Genomic DNA, 24,590 nt, shown 5'->3' on the forward strand with positions numbered 1-24,590 from the left:
AAGTGGTGGGTGATGACGGGATCGAACCGCCGACCCCCTCCTTGTAAGGGAGGTGCTCTCCCAGCTGAGCTAATCACCCCCGCTGTGTGGAGTCGCATTATAGGGAGAGTTGAAAATGAGTCAACGCCTTTTCTAAATAATTTGTTTGTTCGTCGTAAAATTAAACAAAACGATTGCGAACCCATCTATGGCGCATGATTTATAAACAAAAAGAGCAAAGCGTGACGTTGAAACACCAACAACATTGAGGAATCAGCCCACAGTGTTAGAATATTGCCCTATAAAATCCAACGAACACTGCCGCCTGTCGGCATCTTTATCAAACGTAAGGCCAATTCATGAAAATCAAAACTCGCTTCGCGCCAAGCCCAACAGGCTATCTGCACGTTGGCGGTGCGCGTACTGCTCTCTATTCCTGGCTTTTTGCACGTAACCACGGCGGTGAGTTTGTGCTGCGTATTGAAGACACCGATCTTGAACGCTCCACGCCGGAAGCTATTGAAGCCATCATGGATGGCATGAACTGGCTGAGCCTGGAGTGGGACGAAGGTCCGTACTTCCAGACCAAACGTTTTGATCGCTACAACGCCGTGATTGATGAAATGCTGGAAGCGGGCACGGCCTATAAATGCTATTGCTCTAAAGAGCGTCTGGAAGCCCTGCGTGAAGAGCAGATGGCAAAAGGCGATAAGCCGCGTTACGACGGCCGCTGCCGCCATGGTCACGAACATCACGCAGATGACGAGCCTTGCGTAGTGCGTTTTGCCAACCCGGAGGAAGGTTCTGTTGTTTTTGATGACCAGATCCGCGGTCCTATCGAATTCAGCAACCTGGAGCTGGACGATCTGATTATCCGCCGTACCGATGGTTCCCCGACCTACAACTTCTGTGTAGTTGTTGATGACTGGGATATGGAAATCACCCACGTGATTCGTGGTGAAGACCATATCAACAATACCCCGCGCCAGATTAACATTCTGAAAGCGCTGAACGCGCCGGTGCCGATTTATGCGCACGTCTCTATGATCAATGGTGATGATGGCAAAAAACTCTCCAAGCGTCACGGTGCAGTCAGCGTTATGCAGTATCGCGACGATGGCTATCTGCCGGAAGCGCTGCTGAATTACCTGGTGCGCCTCGGCTGGTCCAGCGGTGACCAGGAGATTTTCTCTCGTGAAGAGATGATCAAGCTGTTTAGTCTGGGGGCGGTGAGCAAATCTGCCAGCGCGTTTAACACCGAAAAACTGCAGTGGCTGAACCATCACTATATCAACTCACTGGCTCCGGAATATGTCGCGACGCATTTACAGTGGCACATTGAGCAAGAAAATATTGACACCCGTAACGGCCCGCAGCTGTCTGAGCTAGTGAAACTGCTGGGCGAGCGTTGTAAGACTTTGAAAGAGATGGCGGCGAGCTGTCGTTACTTCTATGAAGACTTTGCTGAGTTTGATGCTGATGCTGCGAAAAAACATCTGCGCCCGGTTGCCCGTCAACCGCTTGAAGTGGTGCGCGATAAGTTAACGGTCATCAGCGACTGGACGGCAGAAAACGTTCACCACGCAATTCAGGCAACGGCTGATGAACTGGAAGTTGGCATGGGTAAAGTGGGGATGCCGCTGCGCGTCGCTGTGACCGGTGCAGGGCAGTCGCCAGCACTGGATGTCACCGTACATGCAATCGGTAAATTACGCAGTGTAGAACGCATCAATAAAGCGCTGGCCTTTATTGCCGAGCGTGAAAGCCAACAATCCTGATATTGATTGCAGGATGAGTAAAACGGCAGGTGATTAACTCTGCCGTTTTTTTTGCTTATTTCTCAGCGTCAGTGATGCCTAACCGGGATAAAAATCCACTAATCCCTTCGCGTGCGAGAAGATCCCTCAGATGTAACTGCTCCGCGGGAGTCATAAGATGGAGCGTTTCGACGATTTGACGCCAGATAGCGTCAGCGTCATTAACGAAGTAGTTGCCTGGCTGTTCCGCTAGCTGATATTCCATGGTCAGATGCCGCAGCGCGGGAATATTCACCAGGAAATCGACGACCGTCTTGTCGATAACGATAAGGCGAGCACGCCCACCTTTGACGCCGGGTATGGCTTCCGTCCGCCACTTTTGTTCTCGGGCCCAGCGATTAATCGTCTGTCTGGCGAGGTTTAGGCACTCAGCGAGCTCCGCTGGGGTCATTTTGTCTTTGAGTTTCATCATGATTTTACTGGTCACGGATGCCCAGACGATTGAGTAACCCGATGATCCCTTCGCGTAACAGCAGTGACATAAACTGCTTTTGTTCGCTCGTTGTCATCTCTTTACTCAGCGTGAGCAGTAGAGATTCCAGATCGTTGTCGGTTGCGGAATAGGGGACTGGATTTTCAGCCACACGCTGTGCGCTGCGAATAAACTCGCGAACTTGCTCGTTAACATGTACGAGACGCGCTTTGCCGCCCTGTACACCAGGACGCGGGGACGTCTGCCATCCTTCTTTACGTACCCATTTGTTGATCGTTTGCCGACTGAAGCCAGTCAGATGTGCTATTTCTTCAGGTGTCATTCGTTCCTTGAGCATACTATTTCCTGAGTAAATATGGGGGAATTAGTTGTCCATGTTATAGCATCCTTTTAAGTGAAAGGGTGACATGTTTAGCTTCTCGCTGCGATAAGGCTCGCAATGTCAGCCGTTTGCCTGCTTTTTCAGCGATCAAATGGGGGGATTCATTTTGCCGTTGACACCTGACGAAGGAATTCATATTATGCCGCCCGTCAACACGACAGCTTTACGTTGGGGCTATAGCTCAGCTGGGAGAGCGCCTGCATGGCATGCAGGAGGTCAGCGGTTCGATCCCGCTTAGCTCCACCAAATCCTGTTCCCATCAGGTTTTGGAACGTAAAACATTGTGGGGCTATAGCTCAGCTGGGAGAGCGCTTGCATGGCATGCAAGAGGTCAGCGGTTCGATCCCGCTTAGCTCCACCAAATTCAGAACCCTCGCTACGGCGGGGGTTTTTGTTTTTCATCGCGCTAACGTAAAGTAGCTTCTGAATAAGTCAGTAAGTATCCAGCAATCTTAGCGAAGAGTAATTTCAGAATTTTTCACGATTTAAAATCTTGCCTGTCATTATTAAGCGACATAACATTTACGCCTTAAATGTATTTAGCGCGGTGGGAGTTTTAATTAACAATAATGATTGATCATCTTAACATTAAGATCAAAAAAACTCTGCTGGCTGTATTGATCTGTTTTATCGCGATTCCTCTATCCAGATTTATTTCCCCGCAAACGCTCATTGATGGAAATCAAATTTATCTGGCGTGGTTGCCGATGAGTGTAATGTATTCGGTGCTTTTTATTTTTGGCCGATATGCCGTTGCGCCATTGATTATTACGTTTGCGGTGACTAATACCTGGATTATCGACCTGACGCTACCGCAGGCGGCAATCCTGCTGTTTTGTCAGCTTTTCTCGGTCTTTGTTGCGTGTGCTATTGTCCGCCTTCAGCTTGGAAAACGCTGGCGTGCCGGGTTGACGGCAAAGCATATGGGGGTGAGGGTGTTTTGGGGCGGTTTTTTTGCTCCCATTCTGCTGAAGATCACCATGTATATGGCAGGACATTTTTTTTCATTTCCGTTGGCCATCTCCAGTTATTTCGGCAATATGTCGGTTATCTACACGATTATTGATATCCAAAGCCTAATTAGTGCAGCATTAATTTTTACAACATTCTTTTATTATCCGTTGCGGATGATTATCAGTCCGCAGTATGCGCGTGCATTTTGGCGCAATCTTTCTCAATCGTGGCGTACGCGCGAGCAGCGGGTATTTACGCTATATTGGTTTGCGGCGTTGGCGACTATATTACTTATACTCTGTTCACCTTATGATTCTGATTTCATTGCAGGTTATTTAGTCCCCCTTATATTCATCCTGCACTTCATTGGGATTAGTCGCCTGGATCATATGCTAATTCGCATCTCATGGTCTGTTTCGGCATTTTTACTCGTGGCGCACAACCAGAATTTTTTACATGGCGTGCAGACTGAATATTCACTCTCGTTTGTCCTCTCTGTGCTGATCTCTTTCACCATCTGTTTGTTTTATATGGTAGATATTTATGCTCGTAGCGAGAGGATAAAGCTAAGATGGCGAGACCAGGCTGAGGAAGACCCGCTAACCGGTTTACCGAATTTGCGTGCACTGGAGAGCTATCTGCACCGTAATCCAACGGTCGTTATCAGCAGCTTACGGATTCAAAATCTGGATTTCCTCAGTCGTCATTACGGCATGATGATGAGAGTCGATAGCAAACGACAAATTGTCCGCAAAATGCAGCCGTTACTCAGTCAGGGTGAGAGGATTTTTCAGCTGCCCGGCAGCGAGCTGTTACTCGTACTGAATGGTCCGGAGCCTGCGGCACGCCTCAGTCATATTATCTCAACACTTAATCACAAAAAATACAGCTGGCATAATCAGACGTTGGATCTAGAATTTGGCGCGTCCTGGGGTCGCTATAACGGTATAGAATCGGAACTCCATCCAATGTTGGGTCAGCTAAGTTGGCTGTCGGAGCAAGCGGGAGAGGCTCGACGAGTATTAGCGTTAGATATAGCTCAAGAGCAAATATCCGATCAAACTACTGACCAGGTACGGTTGTTAGCCCTGGTTAAACAGGCGCTTAACAACCGCGAGATTGTGTTGTATACCCAGCCTATTCAGGATGCTTCAGGAAACGGTTATTACGAAATACTTAGCCGTATGCGTTGTGGTAATAGCATCATTACTCCCGATCGGTTTATTCCTCTGATTGCGCAGTTCAACCTGAGTCAGCGTTTTGATATGCAGGTTCTGGAAACGCTATTCAGCACGGCGCATCAATATCCAGGGATGCATTTCTCCGTCAATTTAATGCCTTACACGTTGATGCAAAACGATAGCGCAGCCCAAATTATCTCACTGTTTAAGCGCTATAACTTGTCACCGGAGTTCATAACTATCGAAGTGACTGAAGAGCAGGCATTTTCTGATGTTGAAATCAGTCTGCATAATATCCACCTGCTACGAAATTTTGGCTGTAGTATCGCCATTGATGACTTCGGTACCGGCTACGCTAACTATGAACGCCTGAAAAGTTTACAGGCTGATATCGTCAAAATAGACGGTTGCTTTGTGCGTGATATTGAGACCGATCCGCTAGATACCATCATGATCGAATCGATTATTGAAATGGCGAAGGTAAAGAATATGAAGGTGGTTGCAGAGTATGTTGAAACTCAGGAACAGAGGGAAAAGCTTCTACAGCTAGGGGTCGACTATTTACAGGGCTATTTGATTGGCAAGCCGCAGCCACTGAGCGAACTGCTGGCATGAAAAAGCCGGGACTCGCCCGGCTTTTTCAATACAAGTTACAGATTACAATACCAGTGCAGCGATAGATGCAGAAAGCACACTCACCAGAGTAGAACCGTAAAGCAGCTTCAGGCCGAAGCGAGAAACCACGTTACCTTGCTCTTCATTCAGCCCTTTAATCGCGCCGGCGATGATACCGATTGAGGAGAAGTTGGCAAAGGACACCAGGAAGATGGAGATGATGCCTTCCGCACGTGGAGAGAGGGTTGAGGCCACTTTCTGCAGATCCATCATGGCGACGAATTCGTTAGAAACCAGTTTGGTGGCCATAATGCTTCCCACCTGCAACGCTTCGCCCGCCGGTACACCCATTATCCATGCGACCGGATAGAAGATGTAGCCGAGGATCCCCTGGAAGGAAATGCTATAGCCGAACCAGCCGGTGACGGTGGCAAACAGGGCATTCAGTGCAGAAATCAGTGCGATAAAACCGATCAACATCGCGGCAACGATAATCGCGACTTTAAAGCCTGCAAGGATGTATTCCCCCAGCATTTCGAAGAAGCTTTGTCCTTCATGCAGGTTAGACATTTGCAGATTTTCTTCACTTTCATCAACGCGATATGGGTTAATTAATGACAGCACAATAAAGGTGCTGAACATGTTAAGTACCAGTGCCGCAACAACATATTTCGGCTGCAGCATGGTCATGTATGCGCCTACGATAGACATGGATACGGTAGACATCGCCGTCGCCGCCATGGTGTACATGCGGTTGCGGGACATTTTGCCGAGGATATCTTTATAGGCGATGAAGTTTTCGGACTGGCCCAGAATCAGCGAGCTGACTGCGTTAAAGGATTCCAGTTTGCCCATGCCGTTAATTTTGGACAGCACGGTACCGATGGCGCGAATGACGATAGGCAGAATACGGATATGCTGCAAAATACCGATCAGCGCTGAGATGAAGACGATTGGGCACAACACTTTCAGGAAGAAGAAAGCCAGGCCTTTGTCGTTCATGCTGCCGAAGACGAAGTCTGTCCCTTCATTGGCGAAACCGAGGAGTTTTTCGAACATCTCGGAGAATCCTTTCACAAAACCCAGACCAATGTCAGAGTTCAGGAAGAACCAGGCCAGCAGAACTTCAATGACAAGCAGTTGAATGACATAACGAATACGAATCTGCTTACGGTTGTGGCTAGCCAACAGGGCCAGAATAGCAACCACTACGATCGCGAGAATAAAGTGCAAGACGCGGTCCATATTTGCTCCAAATATGAGGCAGGTTAAATTTCTTTGCACATTCTATGTAACGGGAGCAAAGAAAACGAGAGATAGCACACACTATTGCAAGCATATGTGACTAATGGCAAAAATAGTGATCAACCATGCATTTTTGTTATGTTACGTAAAGGTTTTAAAAGTTGCATCGTTGTACTATTCTGAAGGTCGTATAAATACAATTTACCAGCTGCAGTTTTCAGTTGCCGACCCGCTATCGTTCCCTTCTATCACAGCAATTATTATCACCTTTTTAAATGAGCTTGATAATCATTCGCATTTTGATAGCATGAAACATAGCAAAGGCTATATTTCCAGAGGCAGAAAATGACAAGCAGTCGCGTTGAGAATAGCAGCGGTCGCGCAGCGCGCAAGATTAAGCTCGCCTTGATGGGGCCTGCGTTCATTGCAGCCATTGGCTATATCGACCCGGGTAATTTCGCCACCAACATTCAGGCCGGGGCCAGCTTTGGCTATCAATTGCTGTGGGTTGTGGTCTGGGCGAACCTGATGGCGATGCTGATTCAGGTGATGTCGGCGAAGCTGGGCATTGCTACTGGCAAAAATTTGGCGGAACAGATTCGCGACCATTATCCGCGTCCGGTGGTGTGGTTTTATTGGGTACAGGCTGAGATCATCGCTATGGCGACCGATCTTGCTGAATTTATCGGCGCGGCCATCGGCTTTAAGTTGATTCTTGGCGTCTCCTTACTGCAAGGGGCGGTACTGACCGGTGTGGCAACCTTCTTGATTTTGATGCTTCAGAGTCGTGGACAAAAACCGCTGGAGAAAGTGATTGGTGGCTTGCTGCTGTTTGTCGCCGTGGCGTACGTTGTTGAGTTGATATTCTCCCAGCCGGCGTTGGCACCGCTGGCAAAAGGGATGCTCATTCCATCGTTACCCACCAGCGAAGCGGTATTTCTTGCCGCCGGTGTGCTGGGGGCGACTATTATGCCCCACGTCATCTACTTACATTCTTCACTAACTCAGCATCTACACGGTGGGACACGCAAAGAGCGCTATAACGCGACGCGCTGGGATGTGGCGATTGCCATGACTATTGCAGGTTTTGTGAACCTGGCGATGATGGCGACCGCCGCCGCAGCTTTTCATTTTAATGGTCATACGGGGATTGCTGACCTGGATCAGGCTTACCTGACGTTGGAACCGTTGTTGAGCCACGCGGCGGCGACTATTTTTGGCCTTAGTCTGGTGGCTGCGGGATTGTCATCTACGGTAGTGGGTACGCTGGCGGGGCAGGTGGTAATGCAGGGTTTTATCCGCTTTCATATTCCACTTTGGGTTCGCCGGACGATTACCATGTTGCCGTCATTCATTGTTATTTTGATGGGGCTGGATCCCACTCGCATTTTGGTCATGAGCCAGGTCTTGCTGAGCTTTGGTATTGCACTGGCGCTGGTGCCGCTGCTGATCTTCACCAGTAATTCACAGCTGATGGGAGATTTAGTTAATGCCCGCTGGGTAAAATTGCTGGGATGGGCGATAGTCGCGATTGTGGTAGTTCTGAACGGTTGGCTGATCGTCGGGACGATATTTAGCTAATCCTTAAATAAAATGGGGAGCCACCTGGCTCCCCATGCTGTTAGTGATGCCCGTGACCATGGCCGCGTCCGCCAGGACCACGTCCCCAGCCGCCGCGTCGGTCATCGCGATCGTTCCAGCCTTCACGATAACCGCGCTCGTAGGCTTTGCGCTTGTCCCAGCCACGATGCCAGCCGTTGTCATGGCGACGCCAGCGGTTGTCGCGCCATTCATAGTTTTTGCGCCAGTAATCACGGTCGCGCCAGCCGCCACCGTCCCAGTAGTTACCGTAATTGTCGCGATCGCCAATTTGTAATTTTATTGATGGCAACAGGATGATTTCACCAGCATTCGCGACCAATGGCGCTGTAGCCAGTAGTACTGCAGCCAGAATCAGTGACCTGAACATACTCTTCTCCTTCACGATCGGGGCCGTTGTCGGCCTGTTAACCTGATATTACGGGGCGGTAAAGCCCCGTCGCATCGGAGGAACTCCTAAATCGCAAGGGAGAGCACTTTTTGCTAAAGTAAAAATGAGTTTACACCGCAAGGATCGCGTCAATGGCTGCATTTTCTTCGGTGCTGAAATGGCGATTTCCCAGCATGCCAACCGCGTCATCCAATTGCGAGGTTTTGCTTGCGCCAATCAGCACCGAGGTCACTTTCTCCTCGCGCAGTACCCAGGCCAGCGCCATCTGCGAGAGCTGCTGCCCACGAGATTCGGCCAGCGCATTCAGTTGACGAACTTTCTCCAGTTTGTCATCAGTGAGCTGATCCGGTTGTAGAAAACGGCTGCCGCTGGCGGCGCGCGAGTCCGCTGGGATCCCATGTAGATAACGGTTGGTCAACTGACCGCCCGCCAGTGGTGAAAACGCTATACTTCCCACCCCGGCAGTTTGCAGGAAATCCAGAAGCCCATCTTCAACCCAGCGTTCAAACATCGAATATTTGGGTTGATGAATCAGGCACGGCGTGCCGAGATCGTTGAGGATGTTGACGGCTTCCCGGGCTTGTTCGAGCGGATAGTTAGATAACCCGATGTACAGGGCTTTACCCTGGCGAACGATATGATCCAGCGCGCGCATCGTTTCCTGAAGCGGTGTCTCGGGATCCGGGCGATGATGGTAGAAAATATCGACATATTCCAGCCCCATTCGCTTCAGGCTTTGATCGAGGCTGGCAACCAGATACTTGCGTGAGCCCCAATCGCCATAAGGCCCGTCCCACATGGTGTAGCCGGCTTTACTGGAGATGATCAGTTCGTCACGATAAGGCAAGAAATCTTCCCTCAGGATCCGGCCGAAATTGCTCTCCGCCGAACCCGGAGGCGGCCCGTAGTTGTTTGCTAAATCGAAATGAGTAATGCCGAGATCGAATGCATGGCGCAGAAGCTGACGGCTGTTTTCCACCAAAGTTTCATCGCCAAAATTGTGCCAAAGTCCAAGAGATATAGCCGGTAGCTTCAATCCGCTATGGCCGCAACGGCGGTATTCCATCGTCTGATATCGCGTCGCATTTGCCTGGTAAACCATACTTCCTCCGCAGATAAAACAGGGTGTGTATACGTTTACACTAAAGAATGTTTTCCGCTGAGTACACTCCCCAAACACGTAAATTTTGCTTTCCACCACACTTGTGGTGCGGAATCTGGACAGCGCATCAGCGTATTCAATACTCAAATTACCTGTACGCGAGGAGGAGTATGGATATGCAACCGACTTACACCATTGGCGATTACCTACTGGATCGTCTCGTAGATTGCGGCATTGACCGCTTGTTTGGCGTCCCTGGAGATTACAATTTACAGTTTCTCGACAGCGTTATTGCGCATCAGGACTTAGGGTGGGTAGGTTGTGCTAACGAGTTAAACGCGGCCTATGCCGCCGATGGCTATGCGCGTATCAAAGGCGCCGGCGCGCTACTGACTACTTTTGGCGTCGGTGAACTGAGCGCAATTAACGGTATTGCCGGGAGTTATGCAGAGCATATTCCAGTCCTGCATATCGTGGGAGCCCCCTGTACCGGCGCGCAGCAGCGTGGTGAATTGCTGCACCATACGCTCGGTGATGGTGACTTTAGCCATTTCTCGCGTATGAGTGAGCACATTACCTGCTCTCAAGCTGTGCTGGCGATGGGAAATGCCTGCCATGAGATCGATCGCGTATTGAGCGAGATGCTAACTCACCATCGTCCTGGCTATCTGATGCTACCCGCCGATGTTGCAAAAGCAAAGGCTACGCCGCCAGCCAGCCGTTTGCTTATAGAAAGCTTGCCCGCTGATGAGAACCAACTGATTGGCTTTCGTGATCATGCGGAGTTGATGCTAAGAAGCAGCCGTCGCGTATCGCTGCTGGCTGACTTCCTCGCCCAGCGTTATGGGTTGCAAAACACGCTCAGAGAGTGGGTGGCGAAAACGCCGATTTCTTATGCCACGATGCTGATGGGGAAAGGACTTTTTGATGAACAGCAGCCGGGTTTTGTCGGAACCTACAGCGGGATCGCCAGCGCTGATAAAACTCGTGAAGCGATTGAAAATGCCGATACGATAATCTGCGTGGGGACGCGATTTACCGATACCATCACCGCCGGTTTCACTCAGCATCTTCCTCAGGAAAAAACAATTGAAATCCAGCCGTTTGCCGTCCGAGTCGGCGACCATTGGTTTAGCCGGGTTCCGATGGATAAGGCGCTTGATATCCTTATTAATCTTGCCGCAAACCTGGCTGCAGAGTGGCTGCCCCCACAGGTTTCGGCTTTCGGTGTGGATAATGCAGCGGGTGATAGTCTGACGCAGAAAAACTTCTGGAGCGTGGTACAGAAACAACTACGTACTGGAGATATTATTCTTGCCGATCAGGGGACTGCAGCTTTTGGTGCCGCCGCACTCAAGCTTCCCGCCAACGCAACGCTGATTGTCCAGCCGCTATGGGGATCGATTGGCTTTACCCTCCCGGCGGCCTACGGGGCGCAAATAGCGGCGGCGGACAGAAGAGTGGTGCTGATTATTGGCGATGGCGCCGCGCAGCTTACTATCCAGGAGATGGGATCGATGCTGCGTGATAAGCAACGTCCGCTGATTTTACTGCTTAACAATGAGGGATATACGGTTGAGCGCGCGATTCACGGCCCCGAGCAACGGTATAACGATATTGCGCTTTGGGACTGGAATCGCCTGCCGGAAGCCTTCGCCCCTGATGTTCCTTCTCGCTGTTGGCGAGTCGCGCGTATGCCGGAACTGGAGGAGGCGATGGCCAGCAGCGTTACCTCAGACAGGCTGACGCTGGTGGAGGTGATGCTGCCAAAAATGGATATCCCTGATTTTCTGCGCGCTGTCACTCAAGCTCTGGAGGAGCGAAATAGCCGCGTTTAATCGCCGCGCTTCCTGGCGATCATTAGCGGTTTTCCGGCTAATATTAGCCAGGCCGGTAGCATAACGATACACAGCAGTGGCAACAGGGTAGAGTCCGGGACCACAACCGCGGCCATAAACAGGCTCAGCCAGCCATCCCGTGTTACGACCAGCGTTAGCCCGAGAATGGCGCAGGAGATGGTTATGGCTGCCGGGACGGCGGGAACGTGCGCATGCAGCATCAGCCCAAGCGCTACGCCGACGAATACCGCCGGGAAAATTCTCCCGCCTCGAAAGCCGCTGGCGGCGGCCAGCACCAGTGCCGCCAGCTTCACCAGAGCAATAAGCATGTAATCATTAGCGGTCAGGGTGAGGCTAAGCGCCAGTTGCTGCATCTCATCCAGACCCTTAAACAGCGTAACATGCCCGCCGATGATGCCCAGCACACCTAATAAAAAGCCGCCAATCCCCAAGGTTAATACCGGGCTTTTCAGGCTTTGCATCAGCGTATGCAGGCGCGGCAGGCACCAAACGGCGACCATACCGACGGCAATCGCGATAAGTGACACGATGGCACCGCTAATAATATCCACAAAGCGCAATTCAGGAAGATACGGAAGCGGTAGCGAAAATTGGGGATGAAAAAACAGGCTGGTGGTCAGTGAACCGGCAGCTGCCGCAAGCAGCGGTGCGAATAGCCGATCCCACAATGGGACATCGTTGCTGCTATTGAGCGTTTGCGAAAAGATGAGCGCAGCCGCAACCGGAGTACCGAATAGCGCGCCAATGGTGCCTGAGGCGGCAAGAATCGTCCAGTCCAGGGCGCTAACTCGCGGGAATAACCGGGTACCAAGTGCGGCTGCCAGGGCAATATTTATTACCATAATGGGATACTCAGGCCCAAGACTAACGCCGCCAGCCAGACCTAAGATCAGTGCGGTGAGCAGGCCCGGCAGCGCGCTGATGCTGACAGGTGCGCCAATTAATGACTCTGTCGCAGGATCTGGCCCGGCGTGACCCGGGCTAAAGCGTACCACCAGGCCGACGGCGATACCTGTGCAGGTAAGAAGAGCGATAGTCCAGACCGGGTCGCTGGCATTAATGCCAAAACTCGCCGGCAGGCGAGTCCAAAGGATATTTTGCAAAATAGCTGCAACTTTCATCGCCACAATCAATACGAGGCTGGATGCGATACCAATGATGATCGCGGGTATCGATAATAACAGCATCGTTCTGGCGCGTGGGTGCAGCATGAATAGTATCCTTTTAAGTATCCTGGAGCGCTCATTGCCTGGGAGCTTTATGGGCGTCGATGCAAATGATGCTGAAACGATAAAGTAAAGATGCAGCCTGACAATTGTAAGATATTCGATTTACAATTTTTCATGAATTACAGTGCAACTGTGACGCAGATCGCTAAACCAGGGGTGCTTATACGTTGGTCGTTGTTGTTAAGGCGTCATGAATTTACAGTGTGCCAAAAGAATCATTTTGACTTTAGCGGAGCTGTAACGGAATGACAAAATTTGCTTTAGTAGGGGACGTTGGCGGAACGAATGCTCGTCTGGCGTTATGTGATATTGCAAGCGGGGAAATCTCCCGTGCCAAGACCTATTCCGGGCTCGATTATCCAAGTCTTGAGGCCGTTGTTCAGGTCTATCTGGAGGAGCATGACGTCAAGGTGGAAGACGGCTGTATTGCCATTGCTTGCCCAATTACCGGCGACTGGGTGGCGATGACTAACCATACCTGGGCGTTTTCTATTGCCGAGATGAAAAAGAACCTGGGCTTCTCTCATCTGGAAATCATTAATGATTTCACAGCCGTGTCGATGGCGATTCCGATGCTGAAAGCTGAGCATCTGATTCAGTTCGGCGGTGCGCAACCGGTGGAAGGCAAACCCATTGCCGTCTATGGTGCAGGTACCGGTCTGGGCGTTGCTCACCTGGTGCATGTTGATAAGCGTTGGGTGAGCCTACCGGGTGAGGGCGGCCATGTTGACTTCGCACCGAACAGCGAAGAAGAGGGCATTATTCTGGAAGAACTGCGTACCGAGCTGGGGCATGTCTCCGCCGAGCGCGTGCTGTCAGGGCCGGGGCTGGTGAATCTTTACCGGGCGATTGTGAAGTCCGATGGGCGTTTGCCGGAAAACCTACAGCCTAAAGACGTAACTGAACGTGCGTTGGCCGATACCTGCATCGATTGTCGCCGCGCACTGTCGCTATTTTGCGTCATCATGGGCCGCTTTGGCGGTAACCTGGCGCTAACTTTGGGGACTTTTGGCGGCGTGTATATTGCCGGTGGCATTGTTCCGCGCTTCCTCGACTTCTTTAAAGCCTCCGGTTTTCGCGGTGGGTTTGAAGATAAAGGCCGTTTTAAAGCCTTTGTGCAGGATATCCCGGTATATCTGATTGTCCATGACAACCCTGGGCTGCTGGGTTCCGGTGCGCACCTGCGTCAGACTCTCGGTCAGGTTCTCTAAACCCGCCTCTTACCCGGATAAATCGTTTATCCGGGTCATCTCTACAGATGCATTAGCTGGCGAAACTCTTTGACCTTGCTGCGGCTCACCGGGACCTGAAACTCCAGGTCGCGAAGCCGCAGAATATAGGTATTGTTGAACCAGGGTTCAATTTCGCGAATTTTATTCAGATTCACGCAATATGAACGATGGCAGCGGAAGAAGTGTGCTGGCGGCAGCTTGTTACAGAACTCCGTGATATTCATCGGCATCACGAACGACTCCCTACGGGTATAAACGAACGTCATCTTTTCATGCGCTTCGGCGTAGTAGATATCATGGATGCTGGTCACGATGATGCGTTCATCTTTAATTAGATTGATCGTGTCGTTTTCCCGCGTGGGGTTGGATACCGCCCCCGTACCGGTGCTGACTTGCTGCTGTTGCCAGGCGCTGGTCAGCTTTTGCAGCATGTTAATAATGCGCGATTCCTGGTACGGTTTCAGGATGTAATCAAATGCCTCTAGCTCAAAAGCTTCTACTGCATGTTCTTTCCATGCAGTGATAAAGACAATAAAGGGTTTGTGCACAAACTGACTGATATTCTGCGCCAGCAGAACACCATCCAGAGAGGGGATGTTAATGTCGAGAAAAATGGCATCGACTTTGTTGTGCTGTAAAAACTTCAGCACGTCTAACCCGTCGTCAAAGGTGCCGACAATTTCCATCTGGCTATGGGTGTTAATCAGCCAGGTGAGCTCTTGTTGTGCCAGGAATTCATCTTCAACAATGATGACTTTCATCTTATCTCCACTCATGACAGCAAAGACTCCGTCGCCGCCTGGGGCGCATGCTGGGTTGGCACGTAGAAGGCAATTTCGGTTCCCGGGGTCAGGCGTCGGATATGCAGACCTTCGCCGTACAACAACTTGACCCGATGATGAACATTCAGTAAACCAATTTTATTCCCCGGCATTTCGTCGGCTTCCACTCTTGCTACGACCGCCGGGTCAATGCCGTTGCCGGTATCGCGAACGCTAATTCGTACACGATTTCCGCACTCATTAATTCCGATGGTGACCACGCCTTTACCTTTACAGGGCTGGATCCCATGAACGATAGCATTTTCCACTAGCGGCTGAATAAGCAGGCTGGGGATCATGAAGCTGATTTCATCATCAATATCATAAATCACCGTCAGCTTGTCGCCGAAGCGGGCCTGTTCAATCGCGATATAGTCCTTGATTTGATACAGCTCTCTTTTGATGTCTATCTGTTCATCATCTTTTAATTCAATGTTGTAGCGTAAATAGCGCGATAAATTAAAAATCAGCTGGCGCGCGGTGTCAGGATTCATGCGTATTGAAGACGAAATCGCATTCAGGGCATTAAATAAAAAATGGGGATTAATTTTGCTCTGTAGCGCGCGCAGTTCGGCTTTATTGGCCATTTCACGAAGCTGTTCGGCACGAGAGACTTCCAACTGTGTAGAGATAATTTGCGACAGGCCAATTGCCATTTCCTGCAGCGAAGAAGTGATGCGATGTGCGTGGCAATAATAGATTTTTAGCGTACCGGTGACGACGCCTTTCTCCCATAACGGAATGACCAACATGGAGTGTATTTCCGGCGTTCGGTGAGCTTCATCATTGTTTTTAATAATGATTTTTCCGTAACGGATCGCCTGTTGCGTCGTTGGGCTAATAAAGTCGTCGTTATCACGGTAGTTGATTTCTCCCACGCCGACATAAGCCATCACGTGCTGGGTATTGGTAATCGCGACGGCATCGGCATTGATATCGCGGCGGATGATATCGCACACTTGTCGCAGAGATTCACTGTTAACATGGCGAAACAGCGGTAGCGTTTTGTTGGCGATATCGAGCGCCAGTTTTGCCTGACGAGCGGCGCTGGCTTCTTTCTCACCCTCAACGCTTTGCACCAACAGGACGATAAAACCGATACAGATGCTGCCGAGGATCATCGGGATCCCAATTTTGGAGACAATGTCCATTCCTAGCGAGAGAGAAGGGGCCCACACCACGACGAGGATCATGGTCAGCGTTTCGCACAGCATCCCGGCAAGAATCCCGGCTTTCCAGCGTTGCGTTTTAGGGATTTTTCGACTGATAAAACCGGAGAGCAGGCCGGCGACAATGCTGGTGATGAAACAGGGGATGGCTGTGACACCATCGATATCGATGAGATAGCGATGCACGCCGGCAATCACGCCCACGATCGCTCCGACCCAAGGGCCAAATAAGATACCGCCGGACATGACTGCGATGATACGCACGTTGACCAGCGATCCCTCTACCGGCACGCCGGACCAGGTACTGAACAAGGCAAACAGGGAAAAAATCGCGGTAACGGCCAGCAGTTCTTTTGGTGTATGCGCGGATTTATGCAGAAGTTCGCGAAACAGGCGCAGACGGATAAGGAAAAAAAGGCAAATCAACATTAATGCCGCGCGGTCAAAAACTGCCAGCAGCATCGTGAATATTTCGTGCATGTGTACGCCGTGTTAATCGCGAGAAAGGAATATGATAGAAAACCTTGCAGCAGAAGGCTAGCCAAAGGCAAGAATAGGGAAAAGTCACACAAATAAAAGGGGATTGATGGCGAATCCTGGAGATTCAATCATCTCCACTCATTGTAGATAAATGAAGTAAATTAAAAGATATCAGTCTGTTAATTTTTATTAGTGAACTCACGTAGTCAGACATGATTTGTGCCGTGTTTAGTGGCGTTGATGCCCGTTTTATTCACCAGCAATTATTTTTTATCTTCCCTCTCGACAACATGAATTTTTTCGGGTTATTTTCTAAGCGTGCCGCAACTGCGGCAGCGTCGCTCGGACGGTCCGGGCGCTAACGTTAATCTGAGGAATCTATGGCTGAATTCAGTCCTGAACGCCGTTTCACGCGTATCGATCGTCTCCCCCCGTATGTTTTTAATATTACTGCTGAACTGAAGATGGCTGCGCGCCGCCGTGGTGAAGACATTATTGATTTCAGCATGGGTAACCCCGATGGTGCGACCCCGCCGCATATCGTTGAGAAATTATGCACCGTTGCCCAGCGCCCCGATACGCATGGTTATTCCACTTCTCGTGGGATTCCTCGTCTTCGCCGTGCTATTTCACGTTGGTATCAGGAGCGTTATAACGTTGATATCGATCCTGAATCGGAAGCGATTGTCACTATTGGGTCGAAAGAGGGGCTGGCACATTTGATGCTGGCGACACTTGATCATGGCGATACCGTACTGGTACCGAATCCCAGCTACCCAATTCACATTTATGGCGCGGTGATTGCCGGAGCCCAGGTACGTTCGGTACCGCTGGTTGATGGCGTTGATTTCTTCAATGAACTTGAGCGCGCTATTCGCGAGAGCTATCCGAAACCGAAAATGATGATCTTGGGTTTCCCATCCAACCCGACCGCGCAGTGCGTCGAGCTGGAATTCTTCGAGAAAGTTGTCGCGTTGGCGAAGCGTTATGACGTACTGGTAGTCCACGATCTGGCCTACGCCGATATTGTTTACGACGGCTGGAAAGCGCCATCTATCATGCAGGTTCCCGGTGCGCGCGATGTTGCCGTCGAATTCTTTACGCTATCTAAAAGCTACAATATGGCGGGCTGGCGCATTGGTTTTATGGTAGGTAATAAAACGCTGGTCAATGCGTTGGCGCGTATTAAAAGCTATCACGATTACGGGACGTTCACCCCTCTGCAGGTGGCGGCTATTGCTGCGCTGGAGGGCGATCAGCAATGTGTGCGTGATATTGCCGAGCAGTATAAGCGCCGTCGCGATGTGCTGGTGAAAGGGTTGCATGAGGCGGGTTGGATGGTGGAGTGTCCGAAGGCGTCGATGTATGTGTGGGCTAAAATCCCGGAGCAGTACGCAGCGATGGGCTCGCTAGAGTTCGCCAAAAAAATGCTACAGGATGCCAAAGTCTGCGTTTCGCCGGGTATTGGCTTTGGTGATTATGGTGATACGCATGTACGGTTTGCTTTAATTGAAAACCGCGATCGCATTCGCCAGGCCATACGCGGCATTAAATCTATGTTCCGCGCCGACGGACTTCTTCCAGCCTCGACCAGGTTGACAAGCGAAAGCAACGAATGAAAAACGGGAGCCAGCGGGCTCCCGTTTTTTTAACATCGTTATGGCTAGATCATCAGGGCGAAAGTACCGGCCCAAACGATGACCATAAAAGAAATGCCCATTAAAAAGTATTTCACGACTCATCACTCCGTGCGCTCTGCGAGACGCCTAAATGAATTTAATTTTCATGACCTGCTTTAACTACCGCTAACAAAAATTGAACAATTTGTTGCTGGCGGTAGCTACAAATTCTCTGCGCTAACTGCTCCAGATGGCGCTAATGTACGCCTAAAAAAAGAGGGAGACAAGGCCCATTTTTTTATTAATTTTTAGTTACTTACGAGTGTCGTGATTCGGCGACACATTAATTTCATTTGGTATTAAATTCTATTCTGGCGACGGCAGCTAAGAACCGTTTTCGAACAAGCATAGCTGTTTGATTTTGAGATTTTTTTAGTTCCAATTAACCCTGGAGAGTCGCATCCCGTTTTAGATAAACGGTGTTTTTCAAAGGATTGCTTAAGGCGATAAAGTGCCTGTTGCCCTATGGCAAAAAGCGAAAGAGCGGTGAGCTGATGAAACTTCTGGTGACCTGCTTAGTCGTCATGTTGAATGTTGCAAAGCTCATAAGAAGGCGTGTGCTCGCCACCATGTTGGACGTTTACAACATGGTGGCGACAGTGCTATATACAGCAGCCAGATTCTATAAAGGAAAACTCAAATTATCGAATGCTAATGTCCATTAAAAGATGATTTCATAATCACACTGATGAGCGTCGTCCAGGTTGATGTAAAATCAGTTATAACTAATTTTAATAATGCTTTTAGAATTAAATTATGAAGCGAAGTTTGGGTGCATGATTTATTTTAGGATTATCTTAGATAGTGCGCCATTGAGCGGGCGCTCGATGCTAGTTTTTATTTTCATATATAGACAAAATGATTTTGTTATCATTTAAAAATAGTATCTGAAGTTGAGTTTTCAGTATCAATGTAGTTTGAAATCATCCCCTCGGCAATGAGTTTCTCCATTACCATACTAAATTTTTTACTTTTGACGTTTCCAGTGGCATTCAGAATATTACTATTGAAAGCAGGGTTGGAGCGAATGATGTAATTGATGAATTCAAGTAGGAGTTTGTTCTGTGGGATAAATGAATCGTCATGAACTATCTTATCTTTAAAAATATTTAATGGTTTTTCTGAGCATTCCAGGGGGCGGCTGCTGATTGTATGCTCGTGAATTTTTTCAATAGCCTGATTGGTGATATACAGCTTATTCAACGAGATTGTCGGTTTCTCATCCTCATCAGGAGTAAAGTGGCAAAAGACGACATTTCTTGCTGGAGATATAATGCTTATTCTTTGTTCTGAAAGGGTGTCTTCTGGGTTCTCCAGTATCTCCATTAGATTTCTGGAGTGGCTGTACCACAGGCCTGAAACAGAAACTTTGAGTTTGAACTGTGTTACAGGAGAGCCGTATTGGGTCTCCAGATTAGGCTCACTTTCGTTGAGCGTCAGGATAGTATTTATTTTTGAATGCTGCGACCAGGATCTTTCGCTTCTGCTGACTTCATCAATATTTGAGGCATTATAAAAATAGGGCTTACTACTGCCCATGTCATGTCTAATTGCACTCTTTAATGTCCCATGTGTTTTACCTAACTTAAGACAAAGATTGATGGCTCCAATATCATGCCAGTGAAGCAAATCTTCTAGTTCACAGTTTAATAATTTTTGTGCGCGCGAAATTGAACAGTATTCCAGCGGCGGAAGATTGTTTAACTTCCATATGTTTCGTTCTTTTTTGTTCATGATGGTATTGTCTTGTGAAAATGATGTTGAATTAACTTAAAATGTGTTTTGATGAACCTTTCTCATTTTTTATGCTGTTAACTTCACATTAACGAATTGATTAAAGGTTAGCGTTAATCTTGTTTCCCATTGAGACTGGATTAAATGTTATTTAAGATGCACATTCTATCAGCTATTTTATAACGGTTAAATATGTCTATGATAAAAAACTTCGCTGATATGATAAGTTTAATTTATTATTTATATCGTGAATTTTTGTGGTTTTAATTATCTATTTTTTGTATTTAATCCAGTTGTCATAGGTAGCAAGGATTTCAGTATGGTGCATTATCAGGCGTGAAGAAGATGGCGAAATCGGGACCGGGTAAAAATCGAACTTTGCTTGATAAGCACGATCAACCGTTCAATGGTAAATCGGGCGATACGAGTGAATATAATGAAATGAAGGTGGTGTTGGAAAGTGTCCCCTGCAGGAATCGAACCTGCAACTAGCCCTTAGGAGGGGCTCGTTATATCCATTTAACTAAGGGGACGAGGCGTCGGGATTATAGCGTTTTTTTCCTTGCAGGTTAAGCAGGTATGGTCTGACTGCTCAAACTGTCGCCACTTAATGCCCTTTTTTTGCTTTAGCTCGGGATTTTTTCTCGTGGGCCATGTCGTTACGGATCTGCGCATGGCTAAGTAAGGCAAAAATAAAGGTCCCGCCGCAAATGTTGCCGGCAAGAGTCGGTAAAGCAAAGGGCCAGATGAATTCTTGCCACGGTAGCGTCCCATTGAATACCAGATAGAAAATTTCGACGCTGCCGACCACGATATGAGTCGTATCAGCAAGTGCAATGAGCCAGGTCATCAGGATAATGACCACAATCTTTGCAGAGCCTGCCGCAGGAAACATCCACACCATGGTGGCGACCAGCCAGCCGGAAATTATCGCATTAGCGAACATCTCCGTGGGGGTGTTGCTCATCACTTTTAAACTGATGCTCTGGAAGGCCTCAAGTGTGGGGTCATCAAACACCGGCATGATATCAAATGCCCATGCCGCAATCGCGGTGCCAATTAAATTACCTATCAGCACTACGCCCCAAAGGCGCAACAAAAGACCAATATTACTCAGCGTGGGCTTATGCATTATGGGTAATACAGCGGTAACGGTGTTTTCGGTAAACAGTTGTTGGCGCGCGAGGATGACAATAACAAAACCAAAAGTGTAGCCGAGATTTTCCAGTAAAAAACCGCCGGGAATTTCACCAATATGCACATGAAAGATGCCTTTTGCTACCAGCGAAGCTCCCATCGAAAGGCCTGCTGCGATGGCTGACCACAACAGCGCCATGGCATCACGCTCAAGTTCTTTCTCTCCTTCCTGGCGAATCTCTTCATGGGTCGCCATTGCTTGAGAAGGCAATCTCTCTTCATCAATCTCAATTTTCTCACCTTGTTGTTTTTCATCACTTTCTACTTCGATCTCTTCACTTTCATGGTGAGTTTGCGGATTCATGAATTTTCCCCTGCTATTGAACTTAATTATAAGCGTAGAGATGTTTCAGCTATCCATGTCTGGATAACCTCCTAAATTCTTCACAATGACAAGATTAGCAATACGGACATTGCAAAATATGTATAGAATTGTGGAGCAACAATTATGCCAAAGAAGGCTATGCTGAAAGCAGGCACATGCTTACGGGCGATATCTTAATGGAGGCAGCTGTCCCCGGATAACCCCCAGCGATAGCTAAAATTAACAGGGAGACACCTATGAATTTTCGCCTGTCGGCGCTTGCGCTTGGCGCCACATTGCTGGTCGGATGTGCCAGTTCTAGTTCTGGCGATCAACCGCAGGGGCGTTCAGATCCGCTTGAAGGTTTTAACCGCACGATGTTCAACTTCAACTTCAATGTCGTTGATCCTTATGTTCTTCGTCCTGTTGCAGTAGCGTGGCGTGATTATGTTCCGCAGCCTGCGCGCAATGGGTTGAGTAACTTTACCAGCAACCTTGAAGAACCAGCGGTAATGGTGAACTCCTTCCTGAAGGGCGATCCCTATAAAGGAATGGTGCACTTTACCCGCTTCTTCCTGAACACCCTCCTTGGGATGGGCGGTTTGATTGATGTGGCTGGAATGGCGAACCCGAAACTACAGCGCGTAGAGCCAAGCCGCTTCGGTAGCACTCTCGGCCACTATGGCGTTGGCTACGGTCCATACATGCAGTTGCCTTTCTACGGCAGCTTCACCCTTCGTGATGAGGGGGGCGATATGGCTGATGACTTCTATCCGGTCCTTTCCTGGCTGACCTGGCCAATGTCTATCGGTAAATGGATGGTTGAGGGAATTGAAACTCGTGCACAGCTGCTGGATTCCGACGGCTTGCTTCGTCAGTCTTCCGATCCGTATATCTTAATGCGTGAAGCCTATTTTCAGCGTCACGACTTTATCGCTAACGGCGGTAAACTTTCTCCGAATGAAAACCCGAACGCGCAGGCGATCGAGGGCGATCTTAAAGATATCGATTCGCAGTAATCTCCTGATGGAAAGTAAAAGGGTGAACATGACGTTCACCCTTTTTTGCGGCTGCAGATTATCAGAAGCGGTAGTTGAAGTTTGCGCCGTACAGCCAGGCTTTGCCTTCAGAACGGAAGGTATAAGGCCCTTCTTTGATTTCTACGTGTTGACCATGCATGTAGGATAAGCCTACATCAACCGATGCATCTTTGTTAAAGGCATACGTCGTACCTGCGCTCAGCCACAGACGGTCCTGATCCGGAATAGAGATTGAACGGGTTGTTGCGGGGACTGGACTGTCATCGAAGGCAATACCGGTACGGAAGGTCCAGTTATCGTCATAGTAGTAGGTGGTCCCCAGCGCAAGACGATAGGAATCCTTAAAGCTCTCATCTTTATAGAACAGCGTTTGTCCATCAGAGCCGGTAGCTTTCAACTCCTGGAACTGACTCCAACTGGTGTAAGCGATGCTATAGTGAACGGCCCATTTTGGTGCGACGCGGTTATAGCCTGACAGTTCCCACATTTCTGGCAGGTTCAGCGTCAGAGAGCCTGGAATTGTCGAGCCACCTGTTGGGTAAGGGAAGCCGGTAATAGCTGTATTCATATTACTGCGGTAGTCGCCGTCGAAATCGATTTTGACTTCAGAACGGTAGGTCAGACCATAGCGGTTGTTTTTATCGACTTCATACAGAATGCCCGCATTCCAGCCAAATCCCCACTCATCACCCTTCAAGCGGGCAATTTGTTGGTCCGCAGGAATTGCCGCGAGCTGCTGTGCTTTTGCAATGGCGGCTGGACGAGCTGCCGCAGGTAGATTAGGTACCTGTTGCATAATTTGACCCGCGGCCAATATGCCAGCATCGCCTGCGTAACGCTCAATTTTTGCTTTGGCATAGACGGCATCAAAGCCAAGACCAAAACTCCAATTATCGTTAAGGCGATAAGCACCGCTCAGGTTCAGGTTGACGGTGGTCAAATCTGTTTTACCGCCCATAGTTCCGGCGGCGTAATCCGTACTGTATTCCGTCGCTAGTCCGTAATTGGAGGTTATTGATGCTCCCCAGCCGAATTGATCGTTAATCGGGGCGACGTAATGTAAATTCGGCACCCATGCGGTTGGGGCAATATTGTCTGCATTCAGGCTTTTGCCAGAGGGAGACTTACCAGAAATATTCACGTCGGGATCAACGAACACCGCGCCGGCAGACATCGTCGGGCGATCAAACATCATAATTAACGCCGGGTTACGGCTGGCGTTTCCCGCATCATCAGCAATAGCCCCTTCACCTGAATAAGCGCGACCAAGGCCCGATGAAGAGAATTCGTTTAACTGAAAGCCTGCTGACCAGGCTTGGGTTGAAACTATTGCTACAGCCACTGCAAGGGCAGATTGGGTAAAGCGGGTTTTCTGGCTCATGCCCATAACCTCATAGAGTTATTTTTATTTAAACAATGTTACATGCCGTAACAGAAGCGCGAAGTGTAGGGTCTGCTTTACGACAGAGAAATCAGACCAGTGCGCTGAGTATAGGTCTGACCAGATGATATGTTGCAAGTTTGTTTATAAGTTTTTTCAATTGTGATACGAAAAACGCGATCCAGCTGGCAAATTTGCTGTTGTACCTCATGTTCGAAATGGGGGATTTTTGTTTTGGATCATTTTTAAGTGTGATTTCGCTCACTTATCTCATTTGTCACCATTAACGGCTGGAGGCGGTTATTCACCGGGCGTAAAATAAACAGATTATTTATCTGGCACCTTGAGTGCATATACAGAGGAAATCTACGATGAGTAAATGCAGTGCTGATGAAACCCCGGTTTGCTGCTGTATGGATGTTGGCACCATAATGGACAACTCCGATTGCACCGCCTCTTACAGCCGCGTGTTCGCTAACCGTGCCGAAGCAGAGCAAACGCTCACCGCATTGAGCGAAAGAGCGCGTAACGTTGAATCTGAGCCGTGCAAAATCACCCCGACCTTTACTGATGTCGATGGTGGCGTACAGCTGGATATCGATTTCGTATTCTGCTGTGAAGCTGAAACCCTGATTTTCCAGCTCGGCTTGCGTTAGTCTTTCCCCAAATGCCCCTCTGCGCAGGGGCGTTATCTTTTCTATCCAATGTGTTTTGGCTCCCACTTTTTCTGTTCCCCGATTGGCTTAATGTAAAATATTGGTTAAAAC

At 49.1% G+C, this 24,590-nt stretch carries 20 protein-coding genes and 4 tRNA genes; 10 read left to right on the plus strand and 14 right to left on the minus strand.

Features of this window, described 5'->3' with window-relative positions; translation table 11 throughout:
• Positions 1-3: 3 nt before the first annotated feature.
• Positions 4-79, minus strand: a tRNA-Val gene (locus tag QVF11_RS06745).
• Positions 80-338: 259 nt separating this feature from the next.
• Between QVF11_RS06745 and gltX the strand changes: the two genes are divergently transcribed.
• Positions 339-1,757, plus strand: a complete 1,419-nt coding sequence (gltX, locus tag QVF11_RS06750; protein ID WP_287855849.1) for a glutamate--tRNA ligase — start codon at positions 339-341, stop codon at positions 1,755-1,757.
• A 55-nt stretch (positions 1,758-1,812) separates the two neighbouring features.
• On the opposite strand, the gene QVF11_RS06755 is transcribed toward gltX, so the two are convergent.
• Both QVF11_RS06755 and QVF11_RS06760 read right to left on the minus strand, forming a co-directional pair.
• Positions 1,813-2,208: a YfeC-like transcriptional regulator gene (locus QVF11_RS06755; protein ID WP_112213207.1), complete on the minus strand. Its 396-nt coding sequence runs from the start codon at positions 2,206-2,208 to the stop codon at positions 1,813-1,815.
• A gap of 4 nt (positions 2,209-2,212) precedes the next feature.
• On the minus strand, positions 2,213-2,566 hold the full coding sequence (locus QVF11_RS06760) for a YfeC-like transcriptional regulator (protein WP_112212924.1): 354 nt from the start codon (positions 2,564-2,566) through the stop codon (positions 2,213-2,215).
• Positions 2,567-2,781: 215 nt separating this feature from the next.
• Between QVF11_RS06760 and QVF11_RS06765 the strand changes: the two genes are divergently transcribed.
• The 3 genes from QVF11_RS06765 to QVF11_RS06775 all read left to right on the plus strand — a co-directional run bounded on the left by QVF11_RS06765 (position 2,782) and on the right by QVF11_RS06775 (position 5,361).
• Positions 2,782-2,857, plus strand: a tRNA-Ala gene (locus QVF11_RS06765).
• Positions 2,858-2,896: 39 nt separating this feature from the next.
• Positions 2,897-2,972: transfer RNA gene (locus QVF11_RS06770), tRNA-Ala, on the plus strand.
• A 208-nt stretch (positions 2,973-3,180) separates the two neighbouring features.
• Entirely contained in the window at positions 3,181-5,361 is a 2,181-nt protein-coding gene (locus tag QVF11_RS06775; RefSeq protein WP_287855852.1) for an EAL domain-containing protein, read from the plus strand.
• A 42-nt stretch (positions 5,362-5,403) separates the two neighbouring features.
• Here the strand turns inward: QVF11_RS06775 and QVF11_RS06780 are convergent, their stop codons facing one another.
• A complete protein-coding gene (locus tag QVF11_RS06780) occupies positions 5,404-6,606 on the minus strand; it encodes a NupC/NupG family nucleoside CNT transporter (protein WP_110272215.1) in 1,203 nt (400 codons plus the stop codon).
• 345 nt (positions 6,607-6,951) lie between these two features.
• On the opposite strand from QVF11_RS06780, the gene QVF11_RS06785 reads away from it, so the two are divergent.
• The gene (locus QVF11_RS06785; RefSeq protein ID WP_110272217.1) at positions 6,952-8,187 is read left to right on the plus strand and encodes an Nramp family divalent metal transporter; all 1,236 of its coding nucleotides are present in this window, start codon (positions 6,952-6,954) and stop codon (positions 8,185-8,187) included.
• Positions 8,188-8,227: 40 nt separating this feature from the next.
• Here QVF11_RS06785 and QVF11_RS06790 read toward each other — a convergent pair whose 3' ends face one another.
• Both QVF11_RS06790 and mgrA read right to left on the minus strand, forming a co-directional pair.
• Entirely contained in the window at positions 8,228-8,575 is a 348-nt protein-coding gene (locus tag QVF11_RS06790) for a DUF2502 domain-containing protein (RefSeq protein WP_287855855.1), read from the minus strand.
• 130 nt (positions 8,576-8,705) lie between these two features.
• Positions 8,706-9,698 carry an L-glyceraldehyde 3-phosphate reductase gene (mgrA, locus tag QVF11_RS06795; protein WP_112212928.1) on the minus strand — a complete coding sequence of 331 codons (993 nt, stop codon included), beginning with the start codon at positions 9,696-9,698 and terminating at the stop codon, positions 8,706-8,708.
• A gap of 176 nt (positions 9,699-9,874) precedes the next feature.
• Between mgrA and QVF11_RS06800 the strand changes: the two genes are divergently transcribed.
• On the plus strand, positions 9,875-11,536 hold the full coding sequence (locus QVF11_RS06800; protein WP_287855956.1) for an alpha-keto acid decarboxylase family protein: 1,662 nt from the start codon (positions 9,875-9,877) through the stop codon (positions 11,534-11,536).
• On the opposite strand, the gene QVF11_RS06805 is transcribed toward QVF11_RS06800, so the two are convergent.
• Positions 11,533-12,768 (minus strand): ion channel protein, encoded by a 1,236-nt coding sequence (locus tag QVF11_RS06805; protein WP_287855858.1) that lies wholly within the window; start codon positions 12,766-12,768, stop codon positions 11,533-11,535. The two genes, QVF11_RS06800 and QVF11_RS06805, sit on opposite strands and share 4 nt — an antisense overlap.
• Positions 12,769-13,031: 263 nt before the next feature.
• Here QVF11_RS06805 and glk point away from each other — a divergent pair, with 263 nt between their 5' ends.
• A complete protein-coding gene (gene glk / locus QVF11_RS06810; RefSeq protein ID WP_112212930.1) occupies positions 13,032-13,997 on the plus strand; it encodes a glucokinase in 966 nt (321 codons plus the stop codon).
• Between the two features lie 41 nt (positions 13,998-14,038).
• On the opposite strand, the gene QVF11_RS06815 is transcribed toward glk, so the two are convergent.
• Positions 14,039-14,779, minus strand: coding sequence for a LytR/AlgR family response regulator transcription factor (locus tag QVF11_RS06815; RefSeq protein ID WP_110272222.1), 741 nt, complete (start codon positions 14,777-14,779; stop codon positions 14,039-14,041).
• A gap of 11 nt (positions 14,780-14,790) precedes the next feature.
• A complete protein-coding gene (locus QVF11_RS06820) occupies positions 14,791-16,470 on the minus strand; it encodes a sensor histidine kinase (protein ID WP_185928512.1) in 1,680 nt (559 codons plus the stop codon).
• A gap of 398 nt (positions 16,471-16,868) precedes the next feature.
• Here QVF11_RS06820 and alaC point away from each other — a divergent pair, with 398 nt between their 5' ends.
• Positions 16,869-18,107, plus strand: a complete 1,239-nt coding sequence (gene alaC, locus QVF11_RS06825; RefSeq protein WP_287855861.1) for an alanine transaminase — start codon at positions 16,869-16,871, stop codon at positions 18,105-18,107.
• A gap of 44 nt (positions 18,108-18,151) precedes the next feature.
• Here the strand turns inward: alaC and ypdK are convergent, their stop codons facing one another.
• The 4 genes from ypdK to QVF11_RS06845 all read right to left on the minus strand — a co-directional run bounded on the left by ypdK (position 18,152) and on the right by QVF11_RS06845 (position 21,402).
• A complete protein-coding gene (gene ypdK / locus QVF11_RS06830; RefSeq protein WP_077777854.1) occupies positions 18,152-18,223 on the minus strand; it encodes a membrane protein YpdK in 72 nt (23 codons plus the stop codon).
• Between the two features lie 814 nt (positions 18,224-19,037).
• Entirely contained in the window at positions 19,038-19,901 is an 864-nt protein-coding gene (locus tag QVF11_RS06835; protein ID WP_287855862.1) for a hypothetical protein, read from the minus strand.
• 461 nt (positions 19,902-20,362) lie between these two features.
• Positions 20,363-20,434, minus strand: a tRNA-Arg gene (locus tag QVF11_RS06840).
• 74 nt (positions 20,435-20,508) lie between these two features.
• Entirely contained in the window at positions 20,509-21,402 is an 894-nt protein-coding gene (locus QVF11_RS06845; RefSeq protein WP_287855864.1) for a formate/nitrite transporter family protein, read from the minus strand.
• Positions 21,403-21,659: 257 nt separating this feature from the next.
• On the opposite strand from QVF11_RS06845, the gene mlaA reads away from it, so the two are divergent.
• Positions 21,660-22,421, plus strand: coding sequence for a phospholipid-binding lipoprotein MlaA (mlaA, locus tag QVF11_RS06850; protein ID WP_112212936.1), 762 nt, complete (start codon positions 21,660-21,662; stop codon positions 22,419-22,421).
• A gap of 61 nt (positions 22,422-22,482) precedes the next feature.
• Here the strand turns inward: mlaA and fadL are convergent, their stop codons facing one another.
• A complete protein-coding gene (gene fadL, locus QVF11_RS06855; protein ID WP_287855866.1) occupies positions 22,483-23,823 on the minus strand; it encodes a long-chain fatty acid transporter FadL in 1,341 nt (446 codons plus the stop codon).
• 371 nt (positions 23,824-24,194) lie between these two features.
• On the opposite strand from fadL, the gene QVF11_RS06860 reads away from it, so the two are divergent.
• A complete protein-coding gene (locus QVF11_RS06860; RefSeq protein ID WP_142513039.1) occupies positions 24,195-24,479 on the plus strand; it encodes a YfcZ/YiiS family protein in 285 nt (94 codons plus the stop codon).
• The last annotated feature ends 111 nt before the right edge of the window (positions 24,480-24,590 follow it).

Origin of the sequence: Klebsiella sp. (genome assembly GCF_027492335.1) — a bacterium.
GTDB lineage: Bacteria > Pseudomonadota > Gammaproteobacteria > Enterobacterales > Enterobacteriaceae > Klebsiella > Klebsiella huaxiensis.

What these genes read in the sequence shown, in the direction of transcription:
- gltX (WP_287855849.1), top strand. Translation starts at nt 339, where the DNA reads ATGAAAATCAAAACTCGCTTCGCGCCAAGCCCAACAGGCTATCTGCAC.
- QVF11_RS06755 (WP_112213207.1), bottom strand. Translation starts at nt 2,208, where the DNA reads ATGATGAAACTCAAAGACAAAATGACCCCAGCGGAGCTCGCTGAGTGC.
- QVF11_RS06760 (WP_112212924.1), bottom strand. Translation starts at nt 2,566, where the DNA reads ATGCTCAAGGAACGAATGACACCTGAAGAAATAGCACATCTGACTGGC.
- QVF11_RS06775 (WP_287855852.1), top strand. Translation starts at nt 3,181, where the DNA reads ATGATTGATCATCTTAACATTAAGATCAAAAAAACTCTGCTGGCTGTA.
- QVF11_RS06780 (WP_110272215.1), bottom strand. Translation starts at nt 6,606, where the DNA reads ATGGACCGCGTCTTGCACTTTATTCTCGCGATCGTAGTGGTTGCTATT.
- QVF11_RS06785 (WP_110272217.1), top strand. Translation starts at nt 6,952, where the DNA reads ATGACAAGCAGTCGCGTTGAGAATAGCAGCGGTCGCGCAGCGCGCAAG.
- QVF11_RS06790 (WP_287855855.1), bottom strand. Translation starts at nt 8,575, where the DNA reads ATGTTCAGGTCACTGATTCTGGCTGCAGTACTACTGGCTACAGCGCCA.
- mgrA (WP_112212928.1), bottom strand. Translation starts at nt 9,698, where the DNA reads ATGGTTTACCAGGCAAATGCGACGCGATATCAGACGATGGAATACCGC.
- QVF11_RS06800 (WP_287855956.1), top strand. Translation starts at nt 9,875, where the DNA reads ATGCAACCGACTTACACCATTGGCGATTACCTACTGGATCGTCTCGTA.
- QVF11_RS06805 (WP_287855858.1), bottom strand. Translation starts at nt 12,768, where the DNA reads ATGCTGCACCCACGCGCCAGAACGATGCTGTTATTATCGATACCCGCG.
- glk (WP_112212930.1), top strand. Translation starts at nt 13,032, where the DNA reads ATGACAAAATTTGCTTTAGTAGGGGACGTTGGCGGAACGAATGCTCGT.
- QVF11_RS06815 (WP_110272222.1), bottom strand. Translation starts at nt 14,779, where the DNA reads ATGAAAGTCATCATTGTTGAAGATGAATTCCTGGCACAACAAGAGCTC.
- QVF11_RS06820 (WP_185928512.1), bottom strand. Translation starts at nt 16,470, where the DNA reads ATGCTGCTGGCAGTTTTTGACCGCGCGGCATTAATGTTGATTTGCCTT.
- alaC (WP_287855861.1), top strand. Translation starts at nt 16,869, where the DNA reads ATGGCTGAATTCAGTCCTGAACGCCGTTTCACGCGTATCGATCGTCTC.
- QVF11_RS06835 (WP_287855862.1), bottom strand. Translation starts at nt 19,901, where the DNA reads ATGAACAAAAAAGAACGAAACATATGGAAGTTAAACAATCTTCCGCCG.
- QVF11_RS06845 (WP_287855864.1), bottom strand. Translation starts at nt 21,402, where the DNA reads ATGAATCCGCAAACTCACCATGAAAGTGAAGAGATCGAAGTAGAAAGT.
- mlaA (WP_112212936.1), top strand. Translation starts at nt 21,660, where the DNA reads ATGAATTTTCGCCTGTCGGCGCTTGCGCTTGGCGCCACATTGCTGGTC.
- fadL (WP_287855866.1), bottom strand. Translation starts at nt 23,823, where the DNA reads ATGAGCCAGAAAACCCGCTTTACCCAATCTGCCCTTGCAGTGGCTGTA.
- QVF11_RS06860 (WP_142513039.1), top strand. Translation starts at nt 24,195, where the DNA reads ATGAGTAAATGCAGTGCTGATGAAACCCCGGTTTGCTGCTGTATGGAT.